Below are 26597 nucleotides of genomic sequence, written 5' to 3'. Positions count from 1 at the left end.
TCCGACAACGCCGCGAGGTGCCGTGCCGGGCGTCGCGAGCCGGCGAACCCTTCCGGTCACAGCACTAGAAGCCGTGCGGCAGCCAGGGCGCCACGTCGGAGGTGAAGGCCGTCGACGCCTCCGCCAGCGCGCCACCGCGCAGTTCGCGCACCCGGCCGGCCCCGGCCAGGGACGAAAGCGTCACCCCGCCCAGGTAGGCGGCGCCCAACTCCCTCACGTCCAGGGACAGATCGGCCGGGCCTGCCGTGCGCTCGCACGACGCGCCCTTGGCATCTCCCGAGAGGCGCCAACGGCCCTCGTTCCAGGGGCAGAACGCGTCCTCGACCTCCAGCACCACGTCCACCGGCGTCCGGTACGTCCGCGCCTCCAGCGCCGCCCCCACGTCGACCAGCCGGGCGTGCAGCGAGTCCCGTACCCGGACGCCGCAGCGCCGGACGTCCGAGACGAGATGCAGCAGCGGGTCGTCCACCGGCCGGTTGCGCGCCCGGATCCGCGTCGTCAGGTCGATGCCGAAGAGGAAGCGCCACAGCGCCGCGTACGCAGCCGGGTCCAGCGCGTCGATGTCCCGCAGCAGGATCGAGCCGTTCGGCCCCGAGGCGTCCCAATCCGGCTTGTTGTGGAAGCGGACGTAGCCCACGACCTCGCCGTCCCGTTCGGCGAGGACGCACTGCATCGCCGAGGCGCCCTCGCGTTGGGCGGGCGGGTCGAGCAGCGGAAGCCGCTCCCAGCCGGGGGTGCGCGCGAGCATCCCGGGCCGTGAGCCGAGCGTGCTCAGGTACAGCGCCTCGCACGCCTCCGCCGACTCCGCGGCCGGGGCGAACCGCAACCGCACGTCGTCGGTCCCGGGCGGCGCGGTGATCCGCGCACGCACGGTGTCGATGTCCAGATTCAGCTGGTGGGTCGCGATGCCGTATCCGAAGCGGCCGTAGATCTCCGGTTCCGAGGCCGTCAGCAGCGCCAGCGGCTCACCCAGCGCGCGGACGTCGTCCAGTTGGCGACGCATCATCGACGTGAGCACCCCGCGCCGCCGGTGGGTGGCGGCCACACTCACCATCGTGACCCCGGCGGCGGGGACGAACGAGCCGCCCGGGACCGACACCCGGAAGGAGAACGCACCTGCTGTGCCGACCCAGTCTCCGCCGTCCCGCACGCCGATCGAACGCTCGCACTCCGTGAGTTCGTTCCAGAGCTCGCGTTCCGACGGGGACTCCGGGACGCCGCCGAAGGCGAGCTCCAGCCTCCCGTACCACCGGTCCCACTCCTCGCGACGGAGTACTCGCAGTTCAGTCGTCATGCGCCATGCCTACCAGGGCACCGCGTCCCGTCGCGACCCGATTTCGAACGCAATGTCATGGGGTCCCCCTCCACGCCGGACGAAGGTGTGGATAGGGTCGCCGACGATGGCACGTGGCGCAGCGGACTCGTACACGGCCCGGATGCGCAAAGCCACGCACCGGGCCCGCACGACGCTGCGCAGGTCCGGGGTCGACTACTTCCGCGGCGACGGCTCCGACTGGATCGCGCTGGCCGGGCTCCTGCTGACCGTCCCGGCGATCGCCTGGGGCACCATCCTCATGCCGGTCTGGTGCACGCCGGCCGCCCTCGTCCTGCCGATCGTCGCGGGCGGACTGCTGCTGCGGCCCGCGAGCCTGCTCGGTCTGTACGCGGCCGCGGCCCTGGCGCTGATCGTCGAGTCACTCGTGCTCGGCCCCTACACGGAAGGGCCGGCCCGGGTCACGCCGGGGACGGTGCTGGTCGTGGCCGCCTGCGGATTCTTCGGTCTGCTCATCGCCCAGTTCCGCGCCCGCGTCGGGGTGCCCTGGCGGCGGGGCGGCACGATGCTCTTCGACCTGCGCGAGAGGATCCGGGTACAGAGCGCCCTGCCGCGACTGCCGCAGGGCTGGCACCGCGAGATGGCCCTCCGCCCGGCCGGCGGCCAGTCGTTCTCCGGGGACTTCGTCGTCGCCGCCCGCACCAACGGCGGCCGCACCCTCGAAGTCGTCCTCACCGACGTCTCCGGCAAGGGCATGGACGCCGCGTCGCGCGCCTTGCTGCTGTCCGGCGCCTTCGGCGGGCTGCTCGGCTCCCTCCCTCCGCACGGCTTCCTCCCCGCCGCCAACGGCTATCTCCTGCGTCAGGACTGGGACGAGGGCTTCGCGACCTCCGTCCACCTCGTGCTCGACCTGGACTCCGGCGACTACGAACTGCTCTCCGCGGGCCATCTGCCGGCACTCCAGCTCCACGCGGGCTCGGGCCGCTGGGAGGAGCAGGCCGCGGAGGGCCCGCTGCTCGGAGTGTACGAGGGCGCCCAGTTCGACCCGGTCAAGGGCACTCTGAGCCCGGGCGACGTGCTGATGCTCTTCACCGACGGGCTCGTCGAGGCGAACGACCGGGACATCGCCGAGGGCATGGACCGGCTCACCGGTGAGGCCGACCGCTATGTGGCGACGGGTTTCGAGGGGGCCGCCTGGCACCTCATCGAGGCCGTGGCGAAGGACGTCAACGACGACCGGGCCCTGCTGCTGATCCGCCGGGAGCCGTGACCTCACGGCCGGCGGGGCGCCCGTACAGTCGGGCGCATGCCCAAACTCACGCTCGACCAGGTCGAGGCGATCGCCCGGGATGCCCACGCGCACCAGACGGACAAGGCAGGACGGCCCTACGCCGAGCACATCCGGGCGGTGGCGGACGGAGTGAGGACGCGGGGCGGCACCGACGAGCAGATCGCCGCCGCCTGGCTGCACGACGCGATCGAGGACGACGCGCTGTCGCGGGAATGGCTGGCCGCAGCCGAACTCCCGCAACAGGTGAAGGACTTGGTGGACGCCATGACCAAGCGCCCGGGGGAGGACGCCGAGTCGTACGCCCGGCGCATCCTCGCCACACCGGGCGCCCGTCTCGTCAAGGAGGCAGACCTCGCCCACAACGCCGATCCGGACCGGCTCGCCCTGCTCGACGAACCGACCCGGGCCCGGCTCACCGCGAAGTACGCGGCGATGAGGCGGCTGCTCGGTCTGACAGCCGGGTGACGTCCCGCCGGAACGCCCACGACAGTTCGGGCTCGGTCGCGAACCGCAGCGCACGCCGCACCGGCGGGGTGCAGAACAGCGTCACGGCCGCGGCCGTGACGAGCGTGACCACGATCTCCCCGGCCGGCTCCGCCAGCCACGGGTACTGGGCCACCAGTCCGAGGTAGTCGAGGGACTTCACCATGAAGCCGTGGAGCAGGTAGCCGCAGATGGTGCCCGCGCCCAGCACGGTGAACCACGTCCTGCGGCGCGGCACCCAGGCGAGGAAGGCGGCCGTCAGCAGCAGCGCGCAGCCGAACAGCCCGAAGGTCATCAGCGGACCCGCCCACCACGGCGCGTCCAGCTCCTCGGCGCTGGTCGAGCGGTAGAACCAGCCCATCCGTACGTCCGGAGCCACCCAGTAGGTGAACACCGCCGCGCCCGCGACCACCGGAAGCGCCAGCAGCCGCACATCCCGGCGCCGCAGCATCTGGAAGTGCTCCGGCCGCATCGACAGACCCAGCACGAAGAACGGCAGGAACTGCAGGATGCGCTGGAGGTCGAGGTCCTGGCCGATCCCCGGGGTGAGCGAGCCGAGCGACGCGATGACCAGGGCCACCGCCAGCGGATACTTGATCGAACGCCACAGCGGCGTCGACAGCCGCCACACGAACAGCGCGATCAGGAACCACGTGAGGTACAGCGGATCGGTCAGGCTGAAGGGGTAGTCGGGGTCGTCGTCGGCCCACCGCTTGAAGAGCGTGTAGGCGACCTCGAAGACGAAGAACGGCACCACGACACCGCTGACCAGCCGCTTCAGCTGGTCGGGGCGGGCCTGGAAACTCCGCGAGAAGTAGCCGGAGATGATGATGAACGCCGGCATGTGGAAGGTGTAGACGAACATGTACGCCGCCCTGGTGGCGCGGCTGCCGTCCATCACCGGCTCCCACGCGTGAGCCACCGCCACCAGCACGATGGCGAGGTACTTGGCGTTGTCGAAGTAGGCGTCGCGTCTCTTGACCGGCGCCGCCTGTGCCTCCTGCGCCGCCGGTGCCGGTGGGGCGGGCGGTGTCGCTTCGGCCGTCGCTGTCCTCCCCGGGAGGGGCTCCGGCTCACGGGAGGCGTCGGGGACGCGGTCCCTCTGCAGTCCATTCGGAGCGTGGAACATTCGAGGCACCCTAACCGGGTCCAATGGAATTCGTAAAACCCACCGGGAAGATCTCCTGTATTCGTCACCGACACAACCGTCAAACGTCCGATATGCCCCAATTAATCCCGCTTAAACGGGGTGAAATGTCGAAGCTTGAGTCATCGGTGAATTTCCTCACCGGTATTGTCTCAATTTCCTGTGACCCGCATGTGTGTATTTCGCACCGTCGGGTAGCAGTAAGCGGTGACGCGCCGCCGCCCACTCGTCGGCGCATCGTGATGTGATCCGATCCATGCGCCGATGATCCGTCAGGCGGTCACCACGGCCCGGCTGTTGGTGGCACGATGGTGGGGCGGGGGTGTGCGGGGCCGTATGCCTCCCGGTGGGCAAGGCGGACCGACCGAGGGTGTGATCAGTTGTGGCCATTTCACTGTCTGTGGTGCTGCTGTTGGCGATCATCCTCGTGGTGATGATCCGTGGCGGTTCGATCAAGGCCGGGCCCGCGATAGTCGCGGCGCTCTTCGGCTTCTTCCTCGCCTCGACCGGTATGGCGCCGGCGATCGACAACTTTCTGGACTCGCTGGCGGATTCGATCAACGCGATCAGATTCTGAGCGCATTTCGCTCGTCTTCTTCCGTTCAGCGCTCATCGGTCCCGCCTGCCCGGCTTCTGCCGGGCCGACACGGATGCGGCGGGACCTCGTACCGAGCGGGTTCGGCTCACGTCGGCGCGTGTCCGTGGGCGGGTCGACGGTCGCTCCCGCCTCGTTCGAGGGCGAGCCGGTGCCGGCCGACGCCGGAGCCGTAGTGGACTCGGGGCGCCCACCCGAGCGGTGCGAGGGCACGTTCGGGTCGCGTGCGTACGGGCGCGCAAGGCCGTGCGAAGTTCGTGGAACGCATCAGGGCCAGGCAGAGGAACAGCCCTCTGACCTGGCCCTGAGCCAAGTGGAGCGGGCGACGGGAATCGAACCCGCGTAGCTAGTTTGGAAGACTAGGGCTCTACCATTGAGCTACGCCCGCAAGCACCGCGCCGCAGGTCGTGGTGGCCACGGCACGAAGAGCATCGTAGCGGGTTCCCGGCGTCCGCCGCACACCCGTTGCCCCGGCCGTGCCCTCGCCGCCCCGAACGGCGACGTGTGCCCGGCTGACCCGCGGGAAATGGGAGCTGACCACTGCCTGGGGGCATGTACCCTACGTTCGCACCGACGGGGTGTGGCGCAGCTTGGTAGCGCGTCCGCTTTGGGAGCGGAAGGCCGTGGGTTCAAATCCCGCCACCCCGACCAACATCGCGATCACGCCTGGGCCAAGATCGCATTGTGGGGCTGATCCCGCTTGCGGTTACTATGCAATCTGTGTGCCCGTGTGTCTGACCGAGCGTCCGAAGCGCCGGGCCCGATCCGCTGCGCCGCCGTCGGACGACACTCCGTGGTGGACCCAGCAGAACCCCAGAATTCAGCCACCAAGGAGACCGAACCGTGAAGAGCGCCGTGGAGACCCTGAACCCGACCCGGGTTCGGCTCACTGTCGAGGTGCCCTTCGAGGAGCTCAAGGACAGCCTCGACGCGGCGTACAAGAAGATCAACCAGCAGGTCACGGTCAAGGGCTTCCGCAAGGGCAAGGTCCCGGCGCGCGTCATCGACCAGCGGTTCGGCCGCGGCGCGGTGCTCGAGGAGGCCGTCAACGACGCGCTCCCGAAGTTCTACACCGAGGCTGTCAACGAGGCGGAGATCAACCCGCTCGGCCAGCCCGAGGTCGACATCACGGAGCTGAAGGACGGCGAGACGCTGAACTTCACCGCCGAGGTCGACGTCCGCCCGGCCATCGAGATCCCGGACTTCTCCGGCATCGAGGTCGAGGTCGACGCCGTCGAGGTCTCCGACGAGGACGTCGAGAAGGCCGTCGACCAGCTGCGTACCCGCTTCGCCTCCACCTCCCCGGTGGAGCGCGCCGCCACCGAGGGCGACGTCGTGACGATCGACCTCGAGGCCAAGGTCGACGGTGAGGTCCTCGCGGACGGCGTCGCCGACGGCGTGCAGTACACGATCGGCTCCGGCGAACTCCTCGACGGCATCGACGAGGCCGTGACCGGCCTGGAGGCCGGCGGCGAGGCCACCTTCACCTCGCAGCTGAAGGGCGGCTCCGCCGAGGGCAAGGACGCCGAGATCACCGTCAAGGTGACCCAGGTCGCCGCGCGCGAGCTCCCCGAGCTGGACGACGAGTTCGCCCAGATGGCCAGTGAGTTCGACACCCTCGAGGAGCTGAAGGCCGACAGCCGCAAGCGCCTGGAGAACACGAAGCAGTACGACCAGGCCACCCAGGCCCAGGAGCGCGTGCTCGAGAAGCTCCTGGAGCTGGTCGAGGTCCCGGTCCCCGAGAAGCTCCTCGAGGACGAGATCCGCACCCGCAAGCACAACCTGGAGCACCACCAGCTCGGCCAGATGGGCCTCGACCTCGCCAAGTACCTGGAGATCCAGGGCAAGAGCGAGGAGGAGTTCGACGCCGAGACCAAGGAGCAGGCGGTCAAGGGCATCAAGACCCAGTTCGTCCTCGACGAGCTGGTCTCCAGGGAGAAGCTCAACGTCAGCCAGGAGGAGCTCACCGAGCACCTCATGCGCCGCGCCGCCTCCTCCGGCATGTCCCCGGACCAGTTCGCCCAGGCCGTCGTCGAGGGCGGCCAGGTGCCGATGCTCGTGGGCGAGGTCGCCCGCGGCAAGGCCCTCGCGACGGTCGTCGAGGCCTCGACGGTCAAGGACGCCAACGGTGAGGTCGTCGACATGAGCGACGACGAGGACGAGGTCGAGGAGGCCACCGAGGTCGCCGCCGCGGCCACCGGTGACGAGGAGAAGTCCGAGGCCTGAGCCTCGGCCTCCGCCGGGACACGGGCGCGCCGAGCCGCGCCGCCCACGCCCTGGCACCCGATCCCCGTGACGGGCCCGGAGCCGCGCACACGCGCGCCCGGGCCCGTCTGCCGTCCCCGGGCGGGGCCCGGCAGGGCCTCCGCAGTGCCACAGGCACCCCTGAGGAGCCGTGTGGCGACCGGGTGCGGGACCGTGCCGACCGCACATCCGCGGGGCGTATTCATACCGGCGCGCGCCCCCTAGCTTGCGCTGCCAGCGAACAGTTCGGGAACCGGGATGGCGCCCGCCCACCAGCGCGTTAGGGTCCATGAATACGAGGGCAGGGGACTACCCGCCCGCGGGGATCGCCCCGCCCCCAGGTTCCAAGACGCTGAGACGGCCGCAGCCGTCAGAGACGAGCAGGTGGATTACGTGACGATTCTGATGCCTAACGCCGCCGGTGAGCCGTCCATCGGTGGAGGCCTCGGCGACCAGGTCTACAGCCGGCTGCTCGGCGAGCGCATCATCTTCCTGGGTCAGCAGGTGGACGACGACATCGCCAACAAGATCACGGCCCAGCTCCTTCTCCTGGCCGCCGATCCGGAGAAGGACATCTACCTCTACATCAACAGCCCCGGTGGCTCGGTGACGGCCGGCATGGCCATCTACGACACCATGCAGTACATCCCGAACGACGTCGTCACCATCGGCATGGGCATGGCCGCCTCCATGGGCCAGTTCCTGCTCACCGGCGGCAGCGCCGGCAAGCGCTTCGCCCTGCCGCACACCGACATCCTGATGCACCAGGGCTCGGCCGGCATCGGCGGCACGGCCTCGGACATCAAGATCCAGGCCGAGTACCTGCTGCGCACCAAGCAGCGCATGGCCGAGATCACCGCCCGCCACTCCGGCCAGACCGTCGAGACGATCATCCGCGACGGCGACCGCGACCGCTGGTTCACGGCCGAGGAGGCCAAGGACTACGGGCTCATCGACGAGATCATCTCCGCCGCTTCGGGCGTTCCGGGCGGCGGCGGCACCGGCGCCTGAGCCCGGCCGTCGGGGGTCCGCGCCCCCGGCACCGGGCCCGCGCCCCGGCCGCCCCCCGAAGCTCCAGCCCACCGAACGCCACCAGGATGGTGAACACGACCATGAACCAGTTCCCCGCAGCCTCCGCGAGCGGCCTCTACACCGGCCCGCAGGTGGACAACCGCTATGTCGTCCCCCGCTTCGTCGAGCGCACCTCCCAGGGCGTGCGCGAGTACGACCCGTACGCGAAGCTCTTCGAGGAGCGCGTGATCTTCCTCGGGGTCCAGATCGACGACGCCTCCGCCAACGACGTCATGGCGCAGCTGCTGTGCCTGGAATCGATGGACCCGGACCGCGACATCTCCATCTACATCAACAGCCCCGGTGGCTCCTTCACCGCGCTGACCGCCATCTACGACACGATGCAGTTCGTGAAGCCGGACATCCAGACGGTCTGCATGGGCCAGGCGGCGTCCGCCGCGGCCGTGCTGCTCGCCGCCGGTACCCCCGGCAAGCGGATGGCCCTGCCGCACGCCCGGGTGCTGATCCACCAGCCGTCGTCGCAGACGGGCCGCGAGCAGCTCTCGGACCTGGAAATCGCGGCCAACGAGATCCTGCGCATGCGCGAGCAGCTCGAGGAGATGCTGGCCAAGCACTCCTCCACGCCGATCGAGAAGGTCCGCGAGGACATCGAGCGCGACAAGATCCTCACGGCCGAGGACGCACTCGCGTACGGCCTGGTCGACCAGATCGTGTCGACCCGCAAGAGCGCGGCCGCAGCGGCCGCCTGACGCCGAACCTGCCCTTGGCGCGGTACACGTCAATGTGAACCGCGCCAAGGGGGGCCCGAACCGGGGGCCCGGCAAGGTACCGTCGGATATGAGGCACCAGGAGCCGCTGAACCAAGCGCTCCCAGGCGAAGGGGAAGCACCTCGTGGCACGCATCGGTGATGGCGGCGACCTGCTCAAGTGCTCGTTCTGCGGAAAGAGCCAGAAGCAGGTGAAGAAGCTCATCGCAGGCCCCGGGGTGTACATCTGCGACGAGTGCATCGACCTCTGCAACGAGATCATCGAGGAGGAGCTCGCCGAGACCTCCGAGGTGCGGTGGGAGGAACTCCCCAAGCCGCGTGAGATCTACGAGTTCCTCGAGGGTTACGTCGTCGGGCAGGAGCCCGCGAAGAAGGCCCTCTCGGTCGCGGTGTACAACCACTACAAGCGTGTCCAGGCCGGCGAGAACGGCCAGGGCCGGGACGACGCCATCGAACTCGCGAAGTCCAACATCCTGCTGCTCGGTCCCACGGGCTCGGGCAAGACGCTGCTCGCCCAGACCCTGGCGCGGATGCTCAACGTCCCGTTCGCCATCGCCGACGCCACGGCGCTGACGGAGGCCGGGTACGTGGGCGAGGACGTCGAGAACATCCTGCTGAAGCTGATTCAGGCGGCCGACTACGACGTCAAGAAGGCCGAGACCGGGATCATCTACATCGACGAGATCGACAAGGTCGCCCGTAAGAGCGAAAACCCGTCGATCACCCGGGACGTGTCGGGCGAAGGCGTCCAGCAGGCCCTGCTGAAGATCCTGGAGGGCACGACGGCCTCCGTACCGCCGCAGGGCGGACGGAAGCACCCGCACCAGGAGTTCATCCAGATCGACACGACGAACGTGCTGTTCATCGTGGGCGGTGCGTTCGCCGGCCTGGAGAAGATCATCGAGTCACGCGCCGGTGCGAAGGGCATCGGCTTCGGCGCCACCATCCGCTCCAAGCGCGAGATCGACGCCAGCGACCAGTTCCAGGAGGTCATGCCCGAGGACCTGGTGAAGTTCGGGATGATCCCCGAGTTCATCGGCCGTCTCCCGGTCATCACCTCGGTCCACAACCTGGACCGCGAGGCCCTGCTGAAGATCCTGGTCGAGCCGCGCAACGCGCTGGTGAAGCAGTACCAGCGCCTCTTCGAACTCGACGGCGTGGAGCTGGACTTCGACCGCCCGGCTCTCGAGGCCATCGCCGACCAGGCCATCCTCCGCGGCACGGGCGCGCGCGGGCTGCGCGCCATCATGGAGGAGGTCCTGATGTCGGTGATGTACGAGGTGCCGTCCCGCAAGGACGTCGCCCGCGTCGTGATCACCGCGGACGTCGTCCACAACAACGTCAATCCGACGCTGGTGCCGCGGATCGTGAAGAACGACGGCCGCCACGAGAAGTCGGCGTAGCCAGCACGCACACGCGAAGGGCGCCTGCCCGGTTCCTCAGAACCGGGCAGGCGCCCTTGTGCGTTGTGCACCGCTCTTCATGCCGCCCGGCTGGGACGGCGGCGGGGCGGGCAGGCGCCGGGGCCCGCGTCGGACGGGGGCTGCCTCCCTGGGCCTTGCGGCCCGGGAGGTGCCCCCAGGGGCGGCTGGCCGTGCGGGCCCGGCTGGTCGTAGCTCACTTCCGGGTTCCCCTCGAGATGCTCATGCGTTCCGACACCTCCTGGCGGAAACCCACCGGCCCCACGGCACCGGGACCCACACCGTTGCCGAACATTCCCGTTTCAGAACGGGACCGTGACACCTCTAAACTGTGGCCCGTGACCGAGAACACTCAGCAGCAGCCAGCCAGCACCCCCGAACTGCCGACCCAGTACGCGCCGGCCGAGGTAGAGGGGAAGCTGTACGAGCGCTGGGTAGAGCGCGGTTACTTCGAGGCGGACGCGAAGAGCGACAAGGCCCCGTACACCGTCGTCATCCCGCCGCCGAACGTCACGGGCAGCCTCCACCTGGGTCACGCCTTCGAGCACACGCTGATCGACGCCCTCACCCGCCGCAAGCGCATGCAGGGCTTCGAGACCCTGTGGCAGCCGGGCATGGACCACGCCGGCATCGCCACGCAGAACGTCGTCGAGCGCGAGCTCGCCAAGGAGGGCAAGTCCCGGCACGACCTCGGCCGCGAGGCGTTCATCGAGCGCGTCTGGCAGTGGAAGGGCGAGTCCGGCGGGCAGATCTCCGGCCAGATGAAGCGCCTCGGCGACGGCGTCGCCTGGTCCCGTGAGCGCTTCACCATGGACGAGGGCCTGTCCCAGGCAGTCCAGACCATCTTCAAGCGGCTGTACGACGACGAGCTGATCTACCGCGCCGAGCGCATCATCAACTGGTGCCCGCGCTGTCTGACGGCCATCTCCGACATCGAGGTGGAGTACCAGGACGACGACGGCGAGCTGGTCTCGATCCGGTACGGCGAGGGCGACGAGGCGATCGTCGTCGCGACCACCCGCGCCGAGACGATGCTCGGTGACACCGCCGTCGCGGTCCACCCCGAGGACGAGCGCTACAGGCACCTCGTCGGCCGCGAGATCGAGCTGCCGCTCACCGGCCGCCGCATCCCCGTCGTCGCCGACGAGCACGTCGACCCGGAGTTCGGCACCGGCGCCGTCAAGGTGACGCCCGCCCACGACCCGAACGACTTCGAGATCGGCCAGCGCCACGGCCTGCCCAACCTCGCCGTCATGGACGAGCGCGCGGTCATCACCGCGCACGGACCCTTCCAGGGCCTGGACCGCCTGGAGGCCCGTTCCGCCATCGTCGCCGCACTGCGCGCCGAGGGCCGGATCGTCGCCGAGAAGCGCCCGTACGTCCACTCCGTCGGCCACTGCTCGCGCTGCAAGACCACCATCGAGCCGCGACTGTCCATGCAGTGGTGGGTCAAGGTCGGCCCGCTCGCGAAGGCCGCCGGGGACGCCGTCCGCGACGGCAAGGTCAGGATCCACCCGCAGGAGATGGAGAAGCGGTACTTCGACTGGGTCGACAACCTCCACGACTGGTGCATCTCGCGCCAGCTGTGGTGGGGCCACCGCATCCCGGTCTGGTACGGCCCGGACGGCGAGGTCGTCTGCGTCGGCCCCGACGAGGAGCCGCCGTCCGGCGAGGGCTGGCACCAGGAGACCGACGTCCTCGACACCTGGTTCTCCTCCGGCCTGTGGCCCTTCTCCACGCTGGGCTGGCCGGAGCAGACCGAGAGCCTCGCGAAGTTCTACCCGAACTCCGTCCTGGTCACCGGCTACGACATCCTCTTCTTCTGGGTCGCCCGGATGATGATGTTCGGCCTCTACGCGATGGACGGCACCCCGCCGTTCCACACCATCGCCCTGCACGGGATGGTCCGCGACCAGTTCGGCAAGAAGATGTCGAAGTCCTTCGGCAACGCGGTGAACCCGCTGGACTGGATGGACAAGTACGGCTCCGACGCGCTGCGTTTCACGCTCGCGCGCGGCGCCAACCCCGGTGTCGACGTGCCGATCGGCGAGGACTGGGTCCAGGGCTCGCGCAACTTCGCCAACAAGATCTGGAACGCGACCCGCTTCGCGCTGATGAACGGCGCCACGGTCGAGGGCCCGATGCCGGCGTCCGAGGAGATGTCGGCGACGGACCGCTGGATCCTCTCGCGGCTGAACTCCGTGGTCGCCGAGGTCGACGCGTACTACGAGGACTACCAGTTCGCGAAGCTGTCGGACACCCTCTTCCACTTCGCCTGGGACGAGGTCTTCGACTGGTACGTCGAGCTCTCCAAGACCACGTTCATGGGCGGCGGCGAGCCCGCGAAGGTCTCCGCCCGCGTTCTGGGCGAGGTCCTCGACGTGACGCTGCGCCTGCTGCACCCGGTGGTTCCGTTCGTCACCGAGACGCTGTGGACGACGCTCACGGGCGGCGAGTCGGTCGTCGTCGCCGACTGGCCGGGGGCCGTGTCCGTTCCTGGGGCCGAGGCCCCGGGCGGCTTCCGCGACGCCGCCGCCGAGCGGGAGATCGAGCTCGTCCAGCGCGTCGTCACCGAGGTCCGTCGGTTCCGCTCCGACCAGGGTCTGCAGCCCGGCCAGAAGGTCCCGGCCCGGCTGGCGCTCGACGGCACCGCCCTCGCCCCGCACGAGGGCGCGATCCGGCAGCTGCTCCGGCTGCAGCCGGAGGGCGACTCCTTCCACGCCACGGCCACGCTCCCGGTCGCGGGCGCCGAGGTCGCGCTGGACCTGTCCGGCGCGATCGACGTGGACGCGGAACGCAAGCGCCTCGCCAAGGACCTCGCCGCCGCCGAGAAGGAGAAGGCCCAGGCCACCGCGAAGCTCGGCAACGAGGCGTTCCTCGCCAAGGCGCCCGACAACGTCGTGGACAAGATCCGCGGCCGGTTGGCCAAGGCCGAGGAGGACATCGAGCGCATCGGAGCCCAGCTGGCGAACCTGCCGCAGGGCTGAACCGCGGCACCGGCCGAAACGCACGAGGCCCCCGGAGTCCGCCGGACTCCGGGGGCCTCGGCGTCGGGTGCGCACCGCCGCGGACCTTGGGCGACGGGGCATGTCGGGTATGTGCACCGTCCTTGGCTGCACCGTGCAGCCGGGGCGAGCCGGCGGTACGGGGACCTGCGGGGGACGCCTCTGCCGCGCGCGGGCGCTGCGCCGGCGGGGTCGTGGCGCGGGGGCGGCCCGCGCACGGGCCGGGCCTCGGTCCCGGTGTCGGTGGCGCTCCGTAGACTGTCAGGCGTGAGCGACCAGCAGCCAGAGCCCTTCGACGAAACCGGCGACGAGTTCGACGCGATCGTCGACGCCGAGACCGACCGCGACCCCGATCTGGCGGTGATCGAGGCCGGCAGCCGTACGCTGCGCACCCAGGCCGGACCGCCGCAGGGCGACCAGGCGCCGAGGCGTCCCGCCGACCCGGAGGTGGACAAGGCGCTCCGCGAGGTGGAGCAGGAGCTCGCCGGCCGCTGGGGCGAGACGAAGCTGGAGCCGTCCGTCAGCCGGATCACCGCGCTGATGGACGTGCTGGGCGAGCCCCAGCGCGCGTATCCGTCGATCCACATCACGGGCACCAACGGCAAGACGTCCACGGCGCGCATGATCGAGGCGCTGCTCGGCGCCTTCGAGCTGCGCACCGGGCGGTACACCTCGCCCCACGTCCAGTCGGTCACCGAGCGGATCAGTCTGGACGGTGCCCCGATCGACCCCGAGCGCTTCATCGCCACGTACCGGGACATCAAGCCGTACGTGGACATGGTGGACGCCGCGCAGGAGTACCGTCTCTCCTTCTTCGAGGTGCTCACCGGCATGGCGTACGCCGCGTTCGCCGACGCGCCGGTGGACGTGGCGGTCGTCGAGGTCGGCATGGGCGGCAGCTGGGACGCGACGAACGTCATCGACGGTTCGGTCGCCGTGGTCACCCCCATAGACCTGGACCACACCGACCGGCTGGGCGCCACACCGGCCGCGATCGCCGGCGAGAAGGCGGGGATCATCAAGCAGGGCGCGACGGTCATCCTGGCGCAGCAGCCCGTGGACGCCGCGCAGGTGATGCTGAAGCGGGCCGTCGAGGTGGATGCCACGGTGGCCCGTGCGGGCATGGAGTTCGGCGTCGCGTCGCGTGAGGTCGCGGTCGGCGGGCAGCTGCTGACGCTGCGCGGTCTCGGCGGCGAGTACGAGGAGATCTTCCTGCCGCTGCACGGCGCCCACCAGGCGCACAACGCGGCGGTGGCGCTGGCCGCGGTCGAGGCGTTCTTCGGTATCGGCGCGGAGCACGCGCGGACGCTGGACGCGGAGACGGTCCGGTCCGCGTTCGCCTCCGTGGTGTCGCCCGGTCGGCTCGAGGTCGTGCGCCGCAGCCCGACCGTCGTCCTGGACGCCGCGCACAACCCGGCCGGCGCGCGGGCCGCCGCCGAGGGCATCACGGAGTCGTTCGGCTTCTCGCGGCTGGTCGGCGTCGTCGGCGCGAGCGCCGACAAGGACGTCAAGGCGGTCCTGGAGGCGTTCGAGCCGATCTTCACCGAGATCGTCGTCACGCGGAACTCCAGCCACCGGGCGATGGACGCCGACGAGCTGGCGGCGATCGCCGTGGAGGTGTTCGGGGACGAGCGGGTGGTCGTGGAGCCGCGGCTCGACGACGCGCTGGAAGCGGCGATCACGCTCGCCGAGGAGGAGGCGGAGTACTCGGGCGCGGGCGTCCTGGTGACCGGTTCCGTGATCACGGTCGGCGAGGCCCGGCTGCTGCTGGGAAGGGACTGAGTCCATGCGTACGCTCTGCGCGTCCACACTGATCGGTGAGTTCTTCGTGATCGGCTTCGCCGGTCTGGTGGCGATGAAGGACCCGGACCTGTCCCTGGCCGCCGTGTGGACGGTGAGCGGCGTCGCGATGGTGCTGTCGCTGCTGCTGTGCGGCATGGTCACCCGCCCCGGCGGGGTGCAGCTCGGCTGGGCGCTGCAGATCGGCCTGATCGCGAGTGGTTTCGTGGTTCCGATGATGTTCGCCCTGGGCGCGGTCTTCGCGGGCCTGTGGTGGGCCTCGGTGCACTACGGCCGCAAGGTGGACGAGGCCAGGGCCCGCTGGGCGGAGCAGCAGGCCGGGGCGGGTTCGGCAGAGCCTGACGCTGTGTGACGGGCGCCTGAGGGGGCCCTGTAGCCTGAGGCACCAGCCAGACCGTTCATCCTCCGGACTCCCTCATCCAGGAAATCCCGGGACCCGCACTCGAAGGAGCCCCAGTGAGCCAGCGCACGCTCGTTCTGCTCAAGCCCGACGCCGTACGCCGCGGCCTGATCGGCGAGATCATCGGCCGTATCGAGCGCAAGGCGGGCTGGCAGATCACCGCGCTGGAGCTGCGCGAGCTGGACCAGGACACCCTGGAGCAGCACTACGGCGAGCACCAGGGCAAGCCGTTCTACGAGCCGCTGGTGGCCTTCATGTCCTCCGGTCCCGTCGTCGCCCTGGTCGTCGAGGGCGAGCGGGTCGTCGAGGGCGTGCGCGCCCTGGCCGGGCCGACCGACCCGATCGCGGCAGCGCCGGGTTCCATCCGCGGCGACTACGGCACGATCGTCCGGGAGAACCTGATCCATGCCTCGGACTCCGAGGAGTCCGCCGCCCGTGAGCTGAAGATCTTCTTCCCGGGGCGCTGAGGGCCCGTCTCACCCGCCGGTTCACCTCCGGGTTTTTCCTGACCGGCAGTCAGCCGTGCAGCGTCGGATCCTGGGGCGACCGAAGGAATTTCGGTCGCCCTTCGGCATACGTGGCGCGATATCGGGAACGCATCGCTCCGACTCGTCGTCACCCTTATTGAGGCGGGGCCCAGCGCGCGGAGTCGGCGCAGGCGGCACTACGATGGAAGCCTCCACGCCACAGCACCCGTGCATCACCCTCCTCGCCTACCTAAAAAGCCATCAAAGCTCGATTTGGGAAGGCCCGACGCATCCTCATGGGACACAAGGGGAACTCTATGTCGTTCATCGGCCGTGACATGGCTGTCGACCTCGGGACCGCCAACACGCTGGTGTACGTCAGGGGTCGGGGGATCGTCCTCAACGAGCCGTCCGTGGTCGCCATCAACACGAACACCGGCGGCATCCTCGCCGTGGGGGCCGAGGCCAAGAAGATGATCGGGCGTACGCCCGGCAACATCGTCGCGGTCCGCCCGCTGAAGGACGGCGTGATCGCCGACTTCGAGATCACCGAGCGGATGCTCCGCTACTTCATCCTCAAGATCCACAAGCGCCGGTGGGCGGCCCGCCCCCGCATCGTGGTGTGCGTGCCCTCCGGCATCACCGGTGTCGAGCGCCGCGCGGTCATCGAGGCCTCCACCCAGGCCGGTGCCCGGCAGGTGCACATCATCGAGGAGCCGATGGCGGCCGCGATCGGCGCGGGCCTCCCGGTCCACGAGGCCACCGGCAACATGGTGGTGGACATCGGCGGCGGCACCACCGAGGTCGCCGTGATCTCCCTCGGAGGAATCGTCACGGCACAGTCCATCCGGGTGGCCGGGGACGAGCTGGACAACGCGATCATCCAGCACGTCAAGAAGGAGTACAGCCTCCTCCTCGGTGAGCGGACCGCGGAGAGCATCAAGATCACCATCGGTTCGGCGTTCGACCTGGACAAGGACGAGCACACCGAGATCCGCGGCCGCGACCTGGTGTCCGGTCTGCCCAAGACCGTCGTCATCTCCGCCGCCGAGGTCCGCAAGGCCATCGAGGAACCGGTCAACGCGATCGTCGACGCGGTGAAGACCACGCTCGACAAGTGCCCGCCGGAGCTGTCCGGCGACGTCATGGACCGCGGCATCGTCCTCACCGGCGGCGGCGCGCTGCTGCGCGGCCTCGACGAGCGACTGCGCAGCGAGACGGGCATGCCCATCCACATCGCCGAGGATCCGCTGGACTCGGTGGCGCTCGGCTCGGGCAAGTGCGTCGAGGAGTTCGAGGCGCTCCAGCAGGTGCTGGACGCCCAGCCCCGCCGCTAGCGCGGGACCCACGATCGGCCGTTCGGGTCAGGCGGACCCGTTCGGCCGGTCGTTCGTACAACAACACACGGCACCACGAACACAACACGCACCACAGAGCTCGGCATTCACATTCCGACGAGGAAGGCACGGCCGCCGCACGTGAGGGACACGAAAGAGAGCCGGCTGCTCCTGGTCCTGCTGATCGCCATCGCGTTCGCATTGATCACGGTGGACATCCGCGGCGGCGAGGAGTCACCGGTCGACGGTGCCCGGCAGGCCGCCGCCGCCGTCTTCGGACCGGTCGAGAACGGCGTGGCCTCCGCCGTCGATCCCGTGGGCAACGCCATAGGAGCGATCCGAGACTCGGGCGAGCGGCACGACCGCATCTCCGTCCTCGAGCGCGAGAACGCCGCCCTCAAGGCGAGACTCGGCAGCGACGACCGCAACCGCAGCAGGATCCGCCAGCTCGACAGCATGCTGAAGAAGGCGGCCAACGGGCAGTACGGCATCAAGGGCGCCGAGGTCATCGCCATAGGAGCCGCCCAGGGCTTCTCCTGGACCGTCACCATCGACGCCGGCTCCGCCGACGGTATCCGGCGCGACATGACCGTCCTCAACGGCGACGGTCTCGTCGGCCGGGTGACCACCGTCGGCCCGAACACCGCGACCGTGCTCCTCGCCAACGACCCGGACTTCACCGTCGGCACCCGGATGGAGCGGACCGACGAGCTGGGCTTCGCCACCGGCCAGGGTGACCGGCCGCTGTCCGTGCAACTGCTCAACGGCAAGGCGAAGGTGCGCAAGGGCGACCGGCTGGTCACCTTCGGCTCGCAGGCCGACAAGCCCTTCGTGCCCGGCGTGCCGGTGGGCGAGGTTGTCCGCGTCGATCCCTCCGGCGGCGCCCTGACCCGCAACATCTTCGTGCGGCCGTACGCCGCCTTCACCAAGCTCGACATCGTCGGGGTGGTCGTCCAGGCACCCCGCACCGACCCGCGCGACATGGTCCTGCCGCCCAAGCCCAAGCCGACGCCCACGCCGACGGTCACCGTCACGGTCACCCCCTCCGCCGACGGCGACACGCAGGCGCGGAGCCAGGGCTCGGAGGAGCGGGACCCGGGCGGGGAGACCCCGCAGACCGACAGCACCGAGGCCGTCACCGGCCGCGACGACGAGTAGCAGGAGGAGCTGAACACCATGCGCTTCAACCGGATGCTCCTTTCCTCGACGCTCGTCGTGGTCGCGCTCGTCGTCCAGGTCACCGTCCTCGCCCGGCTCCAGCTCCCCGGAGCCGTCCCCGATCTGCTGCTGCTCACCGTCGTCGCCCTCGCACTCGTCTACGGCCACACCAGCGGCGCCCTCATCGGCTTCGGCGCGGGACTCCTCGCCGACCTCGCCCCGCCCGCCGACCACGCCGCCGGGCGCTACGCCCTCGTGCTCTGCGTCATCGGCTACCTCGTCGGCCTCGCCCGGCCCGAGAACGGCCGGCTGACCTCCGCCACCGGCCCGATGGTCGTGGTCGTGGCGGCGGCCGTCGTGTCGACCCTGCTGTACGCCGGCGTCGGCGCGCTCGTCGGCGACACCGCCGCGCGCCACGTCGGCCTCGGCTCACTGCTGTTCACGGCGGCCCTGTACGACCTGCTCCTCGCGCCGTTCACCGTGCCGCTGATCATGGCGCTCGCCAGACGCGCCGAGAACGATCCGCTCGCCGAGTCCCCGGCCGGCACCGGCGACGTCTCCAGCGGCTGGGCCTCCTCCGGTACGGGACTGCGCATCGGCCGCCAGCGCGGCGGGCTGCGGATCAGGGCGGCCAGGACGCGGGCCTCCCGCGCCGGCCGCATCAGGGGAGTCAAGCGACTGTGACCGAGGGGGTATCGGCAGCGTGAGCAACATTCCCGAGACCGGACGGACCCCCCGCGTCCAGATCCGGCTCATCGTCATCCAGGTACTCGTCTTCTCCCTGTTCGCCACGCTCGGCGGGCGCCTCTGGTACCTCCAGATCCGCAACGGAGACGAGTACACCAACGAGGCCAAGAGCAACCACGTCCAGCAGGTCGTCCAGCCCGCCGTACGCGGGTCGATCCTGGACGCCAGGGGCGTGCCCCTGGCCGACAACGAGACCCGGCTCGTCGTCTCCGCGTCCCGCACCGACCTGATGAAGATGAAGGACGACGGCAAGGGGGTGCTCACCCGGCTCGCGGGCGTCCTCGGCATGAAGCCGAAGGACGTCATGGACAAGGTCCGGCTGTGCGACGCCGAGACCCCCCAGCCGTGCTGGAACGGCTCCCCGTACCAGCCCATCCCCGTCACCGACGAGGCGACCACCCAGCAGGCCCTCCAGATCCGCGAACGCGCCGAGGACTTCCCCGGCATCACCGCGGAGCCGATGGCCGTGCGCCGCTACGTCGCGCCCGGCAAGGCCAACACCGCTCAGGTCCTCGGCTATCTCTCGCCCGTCACCGACGAGGAGATCGAGAAGGCCAAGGACACCGACTCGCCGTTCCTGCGCTCCGACCAGGTCGGCCGCTCCGGACTCGAGCGCACGTACGACAAGGACCTGCGCGGCAAGGCCGGCGTCACCCGCTACGAGGTCGACAACCTCGGCCGGGTCATCGGCCTGGCCCAGGCCGACAAGGCCGAGCCCGGCGCCAACGTCATCACCTCCATCGACGCCCGCGTCCAGGCGGTCGCCGAGTGGGAGCTGAACAACGCGATGAAGGAAGCCCGCAAGGTCTTCGACGACAACACCGGCACCAACTACAAGGCCGACTCGGGCGCCGTGGTCGTCATGGAGGCCAAGACCGGACGCGTGGTCGCCATGGCCTCGCAGCCCACCTACGACCCGAACGCCTGGGTCGGCGGCATCTCCGCCAAGGACTACGCACGGCTCACCGGGAAGAAGTCCAACTTCCCGCTGCTGAACCGGGCGATCCAGGGCCAGGCCGCCCCCGGCTCCATCTTCAAGGTCATCCCCACCACGGCGGCGGTCAACGCCGGCTACGACTTCAACGGCCGCTACCCCTGCCCCAGCTCCTACTCCATCGGCAACCAGGTCTTCAAGAACTTCGAGTCCCAGGGCCACGGCAGCATCACCCTCGGCCAGGCCCTTGAGGTCTCCTGCGACACCGTCTACTACGCCCTCTCCCACCAGCAGTGGAAGAAGGACGGCGGCCTCAAGCCGAAGAAGAACCCGGCGGACTGGTTCTACAAGACGGCCCACCAGTTCGGCCTCGGCGCCGAGACCGGCATCGACCTCCCCAACGAGGTGACCGGCCGCGTCCCCGACCGCCGCTGGAAGCAGAAGTTCTGGGAGGCCAACAAGGACTACTGGTGCAAGGTGGGCAAGAAGGGCGGCGACTACATCCAGCAGCTCTCGTACGAGAACTGCCTGGAAGGCAATCTGATGCGCGCCGGTGACTCCGTGAACTACTCCATCGGCCAGGGCGACACCCTCGTCACCCCGATCCAGATGGCGACCATCTACGCGGCGATCTCCAACGGCGGCACCTTGTGGAACCCGACCGTCGGCAAGGCGGTCGTCAGCGCCGACGGCAAGAGCGTCCGCGAGATCAAGCCCAAGTCCCACGGCAAGCTGCCCATGGACGCCAAGACGCACAAGCTGATGAACGAGGCGCTCGCGGGGGTCGCCACCCGCGGCACCGCCGCCTGGCGGTTCGGCGGCTGGCCGCAGGACAAGATCCCGATGCACGCCAAGACCGGCACGGCCGAGGTCCACGGCAAGCAGACGACGTCCTGGTTCGCCACGTACACCGAGGACTACTCGATCGTCATGACCATCTCCCAGGGCGGTACCGGCTCCGGCGCCTCCGGCCCCGCCGTGCGCAACATCTACAACGCGCTCTACGGGCTGGACATGGAGGGCAACCAGGACCTCAAGAAGGCCCTGCTGCCGCAGCCCCAGAAGGCGCTCCCGAAGATCCAGCCCGACGGCTCCATCGACGCGCCGAAGGTCACGCCGTACGAGCCGGCCAAGCCCGAGCCCGAAGAGGACGCCGCCCTCGCCGGCCCGCCCCCGGCCACCGGACGGAGGGACTGAAGAATGGCCGGACCCCATGGCTTCTCGGTCTCGCGCTACGCACCGGACCGCGGCGGCCTCGCCAAGCTCCTCGCCCGCGACTCGATGGTCCGCCGGCTCGACTGGCCGATGCTCGCCTCGGCACTCGCCCTGTCGCTGCTCGGCTCCCTGCTCGTCTGGTCCGCGACCCGCAACCGCACCGAACTCAACGACGGTGACCCGTACTACTTCTTCCTGCGTCACCTGCTCAACACCGGCATCGGGCTCGCCCTGATGGTCGGCACCATCTGGCTCGGGCACCGCACCCTGCGCGGCGCCGTGCCCGTGCTGTACGGCATCTCCCTGGTGCTGGTCGCGCTGGTGCTCACCCCGCTCGGTGCGACCATCAACGGCGCCCACGCCTGGATCGTGCTCGGCGGGGGCTTCTCCCTCCAGCCCTCCGAGTTCGTGAAGGTCACGATCATCCTGGGGATGGCGATACTGCTGGCGACCCAGGTCGACGCAGGCGACCAGCTCCATCCCGACCACCGGACCGTGGCCAAGTCGCTGGGCCTGGCGGTGCTCCCCATGGCCATCGTGATGCTGATGCCGGACCTCGGTTCGGTCATGGTGATGGTGGTGATCGTCCTCGGCGTACTGCTCGCCTCCGGCGCCTCCAACCGCTGGATCTTCGGACTGATCGGCGCGGGTATCGGCGGCGCCGTACTGGTCACCGCGCTCGGCCTGCTCGACGAGTACCAGATCAACCGCTTCGCGGCGTTCGCCAACCCCGAACTCGACCCGGCCGGCGTCGGCTACAACACCAACCAGGCGCGCATCGCCATCGGCTCCGGCGGGCTGCTCGGCACCGGCCTGTTCAAGGGCTCCCAGACCACCGGCCAGTTCGTGCCCGAACAGCAGACCGACTTCGTCTTCACCGTCGCCGGCGAGGAACTCGGCTTCGTGGGAGCGGGCCTCATCATCGTCCTGCTCGGCGTCGTCCTGTGGCGCGCCTGCCGCATCGCCCGCGACACCACCGAGCTGTACGGCACGATCGTCGCTGCCGGGATCATCGCCTGGTTCGCGTTCCAGTCCTTCGAGAACATCGGCATGACCCTCGGCATCATGCCCGTGGCCGGACTGCCGCTGCCGTTCGTCTCCTACGGCGGATCGTCGATGTTCGCGGTGTGGGTCGCCGTCGGACTCCTGCAGTCCATCAAGGTGCAACGCCCGATGTCCGCCTGAGCTCCTCCGCCGCTCCCGGTCCACCACGGCGTCCGAGCCGGCGGCCGTACCCCACGGCGCACGGCCGCCGGGACGACTAGATGAATACCGGGCGGATAGATTCAACTCATGGCGGAGACGAAGCGGGAAATCGAGCGGAAGTACGAAGCCACACCCGACACCGAGGTCCCGGACCTCACCGGCGCGGCCGGGATCGCGGACGTCGTCCAGAAGGGCGTGACCGAGCTCGACGCCGTCTACTACGACACCCCCGGTCTGCGCCTGGCCGCCGACAGGATCACGCTGCGCCGCCGCACCGGCGGCGCAGACGAGGGCTGGCACCTGAAGTTCCCCGTCGCCACCGGCATCCGCGAGGAGATCCACGCACCCCTCCGCGACTCGGTGCCGCGCACCCTCGCCGGACTCGTCCGCTCCCGCACCCGGGACACCCCCCTCGTCGCCGTCGTGCGTCTGCGGTCCTCCCGTGAGGTACGCCACCTCGTCGACGAACGGGGCCGGCTCCTCGCCGAGCTGTCCCTCGACACCGTCCACGCGGAACGCCTGACACCCGGCAACGGCACGGCGGGATGGACCGAGATCGAGGTCGAACTGGCCGACGACGCCGACCCCGCCCTCCTGGACCGCGTCGAAAAACGCCTCCGCAAGGCCGGCATCAGGCCCGCGTCCGCCCCGTCCAAGCTGGCCAGGGCCCTCGCCGACACCGAACCCGACCCGGCCGCGGCCATCGGCGCCAAAGCCGCCTCGGCCGCCGCCCGGCAGGCGGCCTCCGCCGCGGAAGGCCGCGACGACACCACCGCCGCGCACGCCGAGGAGCGGGCGTCGTCGCGCCACGCCGACGCCTTCGCCCCCGCGGGCGGCGAGCGCGCCCCCAAGGCACCCGAGGCCGCCAGAAGCGTCCGCCACCGGGGCGCACGGCTGGAGCCCGCGCACGCCGGCGAACACGTCCTCGCCTACCTGCGCGAACAGCGCGACGCCCTCGTCGCCCTCGACCCGGCCGTACGCCGTGACCTCCCCGACGCCGTGCACCAGATGCGGGTCGCCACCCGACGTATGCGCAGCGCTTTCAAGACCTTCCGGAAGATCATCGACCGGGCCGTCACCGACCCGGTCGGGGAAGAGCTGAAATGGCTGGCGGGCGAACTGGGTGCCGCCCGCGACCAGGAAGTCATGGCCGAGCGGCTGCGCGACCGCATCGACGCGCTGCCCCGTCAGCTCCTTCTCGGGCCCGTGCGCAGCAGGCTCCGGATCTGGGCCACCTCCCACCGTGCCGACGCCCGCCGCCGCTCCGTCGCCGTGCTCGACACCGAGCGCTACCTCACCCTCCTCGACACCCTCGACGCGCTCCTCGACGCACCACCGCTGCTCCCCACCGCCACGGCGAAGCCCGCGGCCGCACTCCCCAAGGCGGTGCTCAAGGACTACGACCGGCTCGCCGGCCGTGTCGAGCGCGCCCTCGGTCGCCCCGCCGGCCACGACCGCGACCTCGCCATGCACGACGCCCGCAAGGCCGCCAAGCGCGCCCGCTACGCGGCCGAGGCCGTCACACCCGCCCTGGGCAAGTCCGCCAAGAGGTTCGCCAAGCGCATGAAGTCCGTCCAGACCGTCCTCGGCGACCACCAGGACAGCGTCGTCGCCCGCGGGGCCCTTCGAGACCTCGCCGTCCAGGCCCACGCGGCCGGCGAGTCCGCGTTCACCTGGGGACTGCTGTTCGGACGGGAGGAGGCCGCGGCCGCCGACCGGGAGCGTGAACTGCCGGAAGTCTGGGAGGAGGCCGCCCGGCCCGAGCTCCGCGCGGCGCTCGAGGGCTGACCGCGCCCCGAACGGCCCGGGGCCGCCCTCCGGTCGGGTTACGCTTGAGAGTCGCCCCCTGCCCGTCCACGAAGGTTCCTGATGTCTGCCGAGTCGGTCTTCCCACAGCTCGAAGCTCTGCTCCCGCATGTGCAGAAGCCCATCCAGTACGTCGGTGGTGAGCTGAACTCCACGGTCAAGCCGTGGGAGAGCTGCGATGTGCGCTGGGCGCTGATGTACCCGGACGCCTACGAGGTCGGACTGCCCAATCAGGGCGTCATGATCCTCTACGAGGTACTGAACGAGCGCGCGGGCGTCCTCGCCGAGCGCACCTACAGCGTCTGGCCGGACCTCGAGGAGCTGATGCGCGAGCACGGCGTCCCCCAGTTCACGGTCGACAGCCACCGCCCCGTCAAGGCATTCGACGTCCTCGGCCTGAGCTTCTCCACCGAGCTCGGCTACACCAACATGCTCACGGCCCTCGACCTCTCCGGCATCCCGCTGGAGGCCAAGGACCGCACGGCCGACGACCCGATCGTCCTCGCGGGGGGCCACGCTGCCTTCAACCCCGAGCCGATCGCGGACTTCATCGACTGCGCGGTGATCGGCGACGGCGAGCAGGCCGTCCTGCAGATCACCGACATCATCCGGGACTGGAAGGCCGAGGGGCGCCCCGGCGGCCGCGAGGAACTGCTGTTCCGCCTGGCCAGGACCGGCGGCGTCTACGTCCCGGGCTTCTACGACGTCGAGTACCTCCCCGACGGACGCATCGGCCGCGTCGTGCCCAACAAGTCCGGCGTGCCGTGGCGCGTGTCCAAGCACACCGTCATGGACCTGGACGAATGGCCCTACCCCAAGCAGCCGCTCGTCCCGCTCGCCGAGACCGTCCACGAGCGGATGTCCGTCGAGATCTTCCGCGGCTGCACCCGCGGCTGCCGTTTCTGCCAGGCCGGCATGATCACGCGCCCCGTCCGGGAGCGGAGTATCACCGGCATCGGCGAGATGGTCGACAAGGGCCTCAAGGCGACCGGCTTCGAGGAGGTCGGCCTGCTGTCGCTGTCCTCCGCCGACCACAGCGAGATCGGCGACATCGCCAAGGGCCTCGCGGACCGGTACGAGGAGGACAAGATCGGTCTGTCCCTCCCCTCGACCCGCGTCGACGCGTTCAACGTCGACCTTGCCAACGAGCTGACCCGCAACGGCCGCCGCTCCGGTCTGACGTTCGCCCCCGAGGGCGGCTCCGAGCGCATGCGCAAGGTCATCAACAAGATGGTGTCGGAGGAGGACCTGATCCGCACCGTCGCCACCGCCTACGGCAACGGCTGGCGCCAGGTGAAGCTGTACTTCATGTGCGGCCTGCCCACCGAGACCGACGAGGACGTGCTGCAGATCGGCGACATGGCGGTCAACGTCATCGCCAAGGGCCGCGAGGTCTCCGGCTCCAACGACATTCGCTGCACGGTGTCCATCGGCGGTTTCGTGCCCAAGCCGCACACGCCCTTCCAGTGGGCCCCTCAGCTCTCCGCCGAGGAGACCGACGCCCGCCTGGAGAAGCTCCGCGACAAGATCCGCGGTGACAAGAAGTACGGCCGCTCCATCGGCTTCCGCTACCACGACGGCAAGCCCGGCATCGTCGAGGGCCTCCTCTCCCGCGGCGACCGGCGCGTCGGCGCCGTGATCCGCGCCGTCTACGAGGACGGCGGCCGCTTCGACGGCTGGCGCGAGCACTTCTCCTACGACCGTTGGATGGAGTGTGCGGGGAAGACGCTGCCGGAGTTCGGCGTGGACGTCGACTGGTACACGACCCGCGAGCGCACCTACGAGGAGGTCCTGCCCTGGGACCACCTGGACTCCGGTCTCGACAAGGACTGGCTCTGGGAGGACTGGCAGGACGCCCTGGATGAGACGGAGGTCGAGGACTGCCGCTGGACTCCGTGCTTCGACTGCGGGGTGTGTCCGCAGATGGACACGGCCATTCAAATCGGTCCCACCGGCAAGAAGCTGCTCCCGCTCACGGTCAAGAAGTAGCCGTGACCAGCGGCGATGCCATCCAGAGGTGACTGAGGCGCTCGCCGGCACGATCGAGGTGGAGCGTGCCTTCGGGGGCTTGGGGCGAAAGAGCGCGAGCGGGCGCCCCGCGCGGTGCGGCGAACGCCGCTCCCTGCTCCTCGGCACGGGAGGCGCAGGGGTCGTGCCCACCGGGGTCGTCGCGGCACCGGGGCACCACGCCTCCGGGGAGCGCGGGCCTCGGGCCGGCGATCGTACGGGGCATCGTCGCGCACGCGGGCTCGTCGGCGTGCGTAGCGTG

Annotated in this window: 20 protein-coding genes and 2 tRNA genes; 19 read left to right on the top strand and 3 right to left on the bottom strand. The window is 70.0% G+C overall.

What is annotated here, in order from left to right:
* Positions 1 to 64 precede the first annotated feature (64 nt).
* Positions 65 to 1294: a GNAT family N-acetyltransferase gene (locus tag QMZ92_RS07470; protein WP_283296419.1), complete on the bottom strand. Its 1230-nt coding sequence runs from the start codon at positions 1292 to 1294 to the stop codon at positions 65 to 67.
* Positions 1295 to 1400: 106 nt separating this feature from the next.
* Between QMZ92_RS07470 and QMZ92_RS07465 the strand changes: the two genes are divergently transcribed.
* Both QMZ92_RS07465 and QMZ92_RS07460 read left to right on the top strand, forming a co-directional pair.
* A complete protein-coding gene (locus QMZ92_RS07465) occupies positions 1401 to 2543 on the top strand; it encodes a PP2C family protein-serine/threonine phosphatase (protein ID WP_283296418.1) in 1143 nt (380 codons plus the stop codon).
* Positions 2544 to 2579: 36 nt separating this feature from the next.
* Positions 2580 to 3029 carry an HD domain-containing protein gene (locus QMZ92_RS07460; protein ID WP_283296417.1) on the top strand — a complete coding sequence of 150 codons (450 nt, stop codon included), beginning with the start codon at positions 2580 to 2582 and terminating at the stop codon, positions 3027 to 3029.
* Here QMZ92_RS07460 and QMZ92_RS07455 read toward each other — a convergent pair.
* Positions 2977 to 4176, bottom strand: a complete 1200-nt coding sequence (locus QMZ92_RS07455; RefSeq protein WP_283296416.1) for an acyltransferase family protein — start codon at positions 4174 to 4176, stop codon at positions 2977 to 2979. The genes QMZ92_RS07460 and QMZ92_RS07455 overlap by 53 nt on opposite strands.
* 400 nt (positions 4177 to 4576) lie before the next feature.
* Here QMZ92_RS07455 and QMZ92_RS07450 point away from each other — a divergent pair, with 400 nt between their 5' ends.
* Positions 4577 to 4771, top strand: a complete 195-nt coding sequence (locus QMZ92_RS07450; protein ID WP_138055233.1) for a hypothetical protein — start codon at positions 4577 to 4579, stop codon at positions 4769 to 4771.
* A 332-nt stretch (positions 4772 to 5103) separates the two neighbouring features.
* On the opposite strand, the gene QMZ92_RS07445 is transcribed toward QMZ92_RS07450, so the two are convergent.
* Positions 5104 to 5177: transfer RNA gene (locus QMZ92_RS07445), tRNA-Gly, on the bottom strand.
* Positions 5178 to 5363: 186 nt separating this feature from the next.
* Here QMZ92_RS07445 and QMZ92_RS07440 point away from each other — a divergent pair.
* The 16 genes from QMZ92_RS07440 to QMZ92_RS07365 all read left to right on the top strand — a co-directional run bounded on the left by QMZ92_RS07440 (position 5364) and on the right by QMZ92_RS07365 (position 26317).
* Positions 5364 to 5440, top strand: a tRNA-Pro gene (locus QMZ92_RS07440).
* 192 nt (positions 5441 to 5632) lie between these two features.
* A complete protein-coding gene (gene tig, locus QMZ92_RS07435) occupies positions 5633 to 7015 on the top strand; it encodes a trigger factor (RefSeq protein ID WP_283296415.1) in 1383 nt (460 codons plus the stop codon).
* A gap of 423 nt (positions 7016 to 7438) precedes the next feature.
* Entirely contained in the window at positions 7439 to 8044 is a 606-nt protein-coding gene (locus QMZ92_RS07430) for an ATP-dependent Clp protease proteolytic subunit (protein ID WP_283296451.1), read from the top strand.
* An 86-nt stretch (positions 8045 to 8130) separates the two neighbouring features.
* Complete coding sequence (locus tag QMZ92_RS07425; RefSeq protein WP_017944895.1) at positions 8131 to 8814, top strand: ATP-dependent Clp protease proteolytic subunit; 684 nt, start codon at positions 8131 to 8133, stop codon at positions 8812 to 8814.
* Between the two features lie 143 nt (positions 8815 to 8957).
* Entirely contained in the window at positions 8958 to 10235 is a 1278-nt protein-coding gene (clpX, locus tag QMZ92_RS07420) for an ATP-dependent Clp protease ATP-binding subunit ClpX (RefSeq protein WP_017944896.1), read from the top strand.
* Positions 10236 to 10591: 356 nt separating this feature from the next.
* Positions 10592 to 13240 carry a valine--tRNA ligase gene (locus tag QMZ92_RS07415; protein WP_283296414.1) on the top strand — a complete coding sequence of 883 codons (2649 nt, stop codon included), beginning with the start codon at positions 10592 to 10594 and terminating at the stop codon, positions 13238 to 13240.
* Positions 13241 to 13525: 285 nt separating this feature from the next.
* A complete protein-coding gene (folC, locus tag QMZ92_RS07410; RefSeq protein WP_283296413.1) occupies positions 13526 to 15040 on the top strand; it encodes a bifunctional tetrahydrofolate synthase/dihydrofolate synthase in 1515 nt (504 codons plus the stop codon).
* A 4-nt stretch (positions 15041 to 15044) separates the two neighbouring features.
* Positions 15045 to 15410, top strand: coding sequence for a DUF4233 domain-containing protein (locus tag QMZ92_RS07405; RefSeq protein WP_283296412.1), 366 nt, complete (start codon positions 15045 to 15047; stop codon positions 15408 to 15410).
* Positions 15411 to 15514: 104 nt separating this feature from the next.
* A complete protein-coding gene (gene ndk / locus QMZ92_RS07400) occupies positions 15515 to 15925 on the top strand; it encodes a nucleoside-diphosphate kinase (protein ID WP_283296411.1) in 411 nt (136 codons plus the stop codon).
* A gap of 317 nt (positions 15926 to 16242) precedes the next feature.
* Positions 16243 to 17262 (top strand): rod shape-determining protein, encoded by a 1020-nt coding sequence (locus QMZ92_RS07395; RefSeq protein WP_017944902.1) that lies wholly within the window; start codon positions 16243 to 16245, stop codon positions 17260 to 17262.
* A gap of 141 nt (positions 17263 to 17403) precedes the next feature.
* Positions 17404 to 18420: a rod shape-determining protein MreC gene (gene mreC, locus QMZ92_RS07390; protein ID WP_283296410.1), complete on the top strand. Its 1017-nt coding sequence runs from the start codon at positions 17404 to 17406 to the stop codon at positions 18418 to 18420.
* Positions 18421 to 18438: 18 nt separating this feature from the next.
* Entirely contained in the window at positions 18439 to 19104 is a 666-nt protein-coding gene (gene mreD, locus QMZ92_RS07385) for a rod shape-determining protein MreD (RefSeq protein WP_283296409.1), read from the top strand.
* A 19-nt stretch (positions 19105 to 19123) separates the two neighbouring features.
* Entirely contained in the window at positions 19124 to 21298 is a 2175-nt protein-coding gene (gene mrdA / locus QMZ92_RS07380; protein WP_283296408.1) for a penicillin-binding protein 2, read from the top strand.
* 3 nt (positions 21299 to 21301) lie between these two features.
* The gene (gene rodA / locus QMZ92_RS07375; RefSeq protein ID WP_283296407.1) at positions 21302 to 22501 is read left to right on the top strand and encodes a rod shape-determining protein RodA; all 1200 of its coding nucleotides are present in this window, start codon (positions 21302 to 21304) and stop codon (positions 22499 to 22501) included.
* Between the two features lie 108 nt (positions 22502 to 22609).
* Complete coding sequence (locus tag QMZ92_RS07370) at positions 22610 to 24310, top strand: CYTH and CHAD domain-containing protein (protein WP_283296406.1); 1701 nt, start codon at positions 22610 to 22612, stop codon at positions 24308 to 24310.
* Positions 24311 to 24391: 81 nt separating this feature from the next.
* The gene (locus tag QMZ92_RS07365; protein ID WP_283296405.1) at positions 24392 to 26317 is read left to right on the top strand and encodes a TIGR03960 family B12-binding radical SAM protein; all 1926 of its coding nucleotides are present in this window, start codon (positions 24392 to 24394) and stop codon (positions 26315 to 26317) included.
* Positions 26318 to 26597: the final 280 nt, after the last annotated feature.

This window comes from Streptomyces sp. HNM0645 (assembly GCF_030056615.1).
In the GTDB taxonomy this organism is placed as follows: domain Bacteria; phylum Actinomycetota; class Actinomycetes; order Streptomycetales; family Streptomycetaceae; genus Streptomyces; species Streptomyces marianii.
This window is presented reverse-complemented; position numbering and strand designations above follow the sequence as displayed.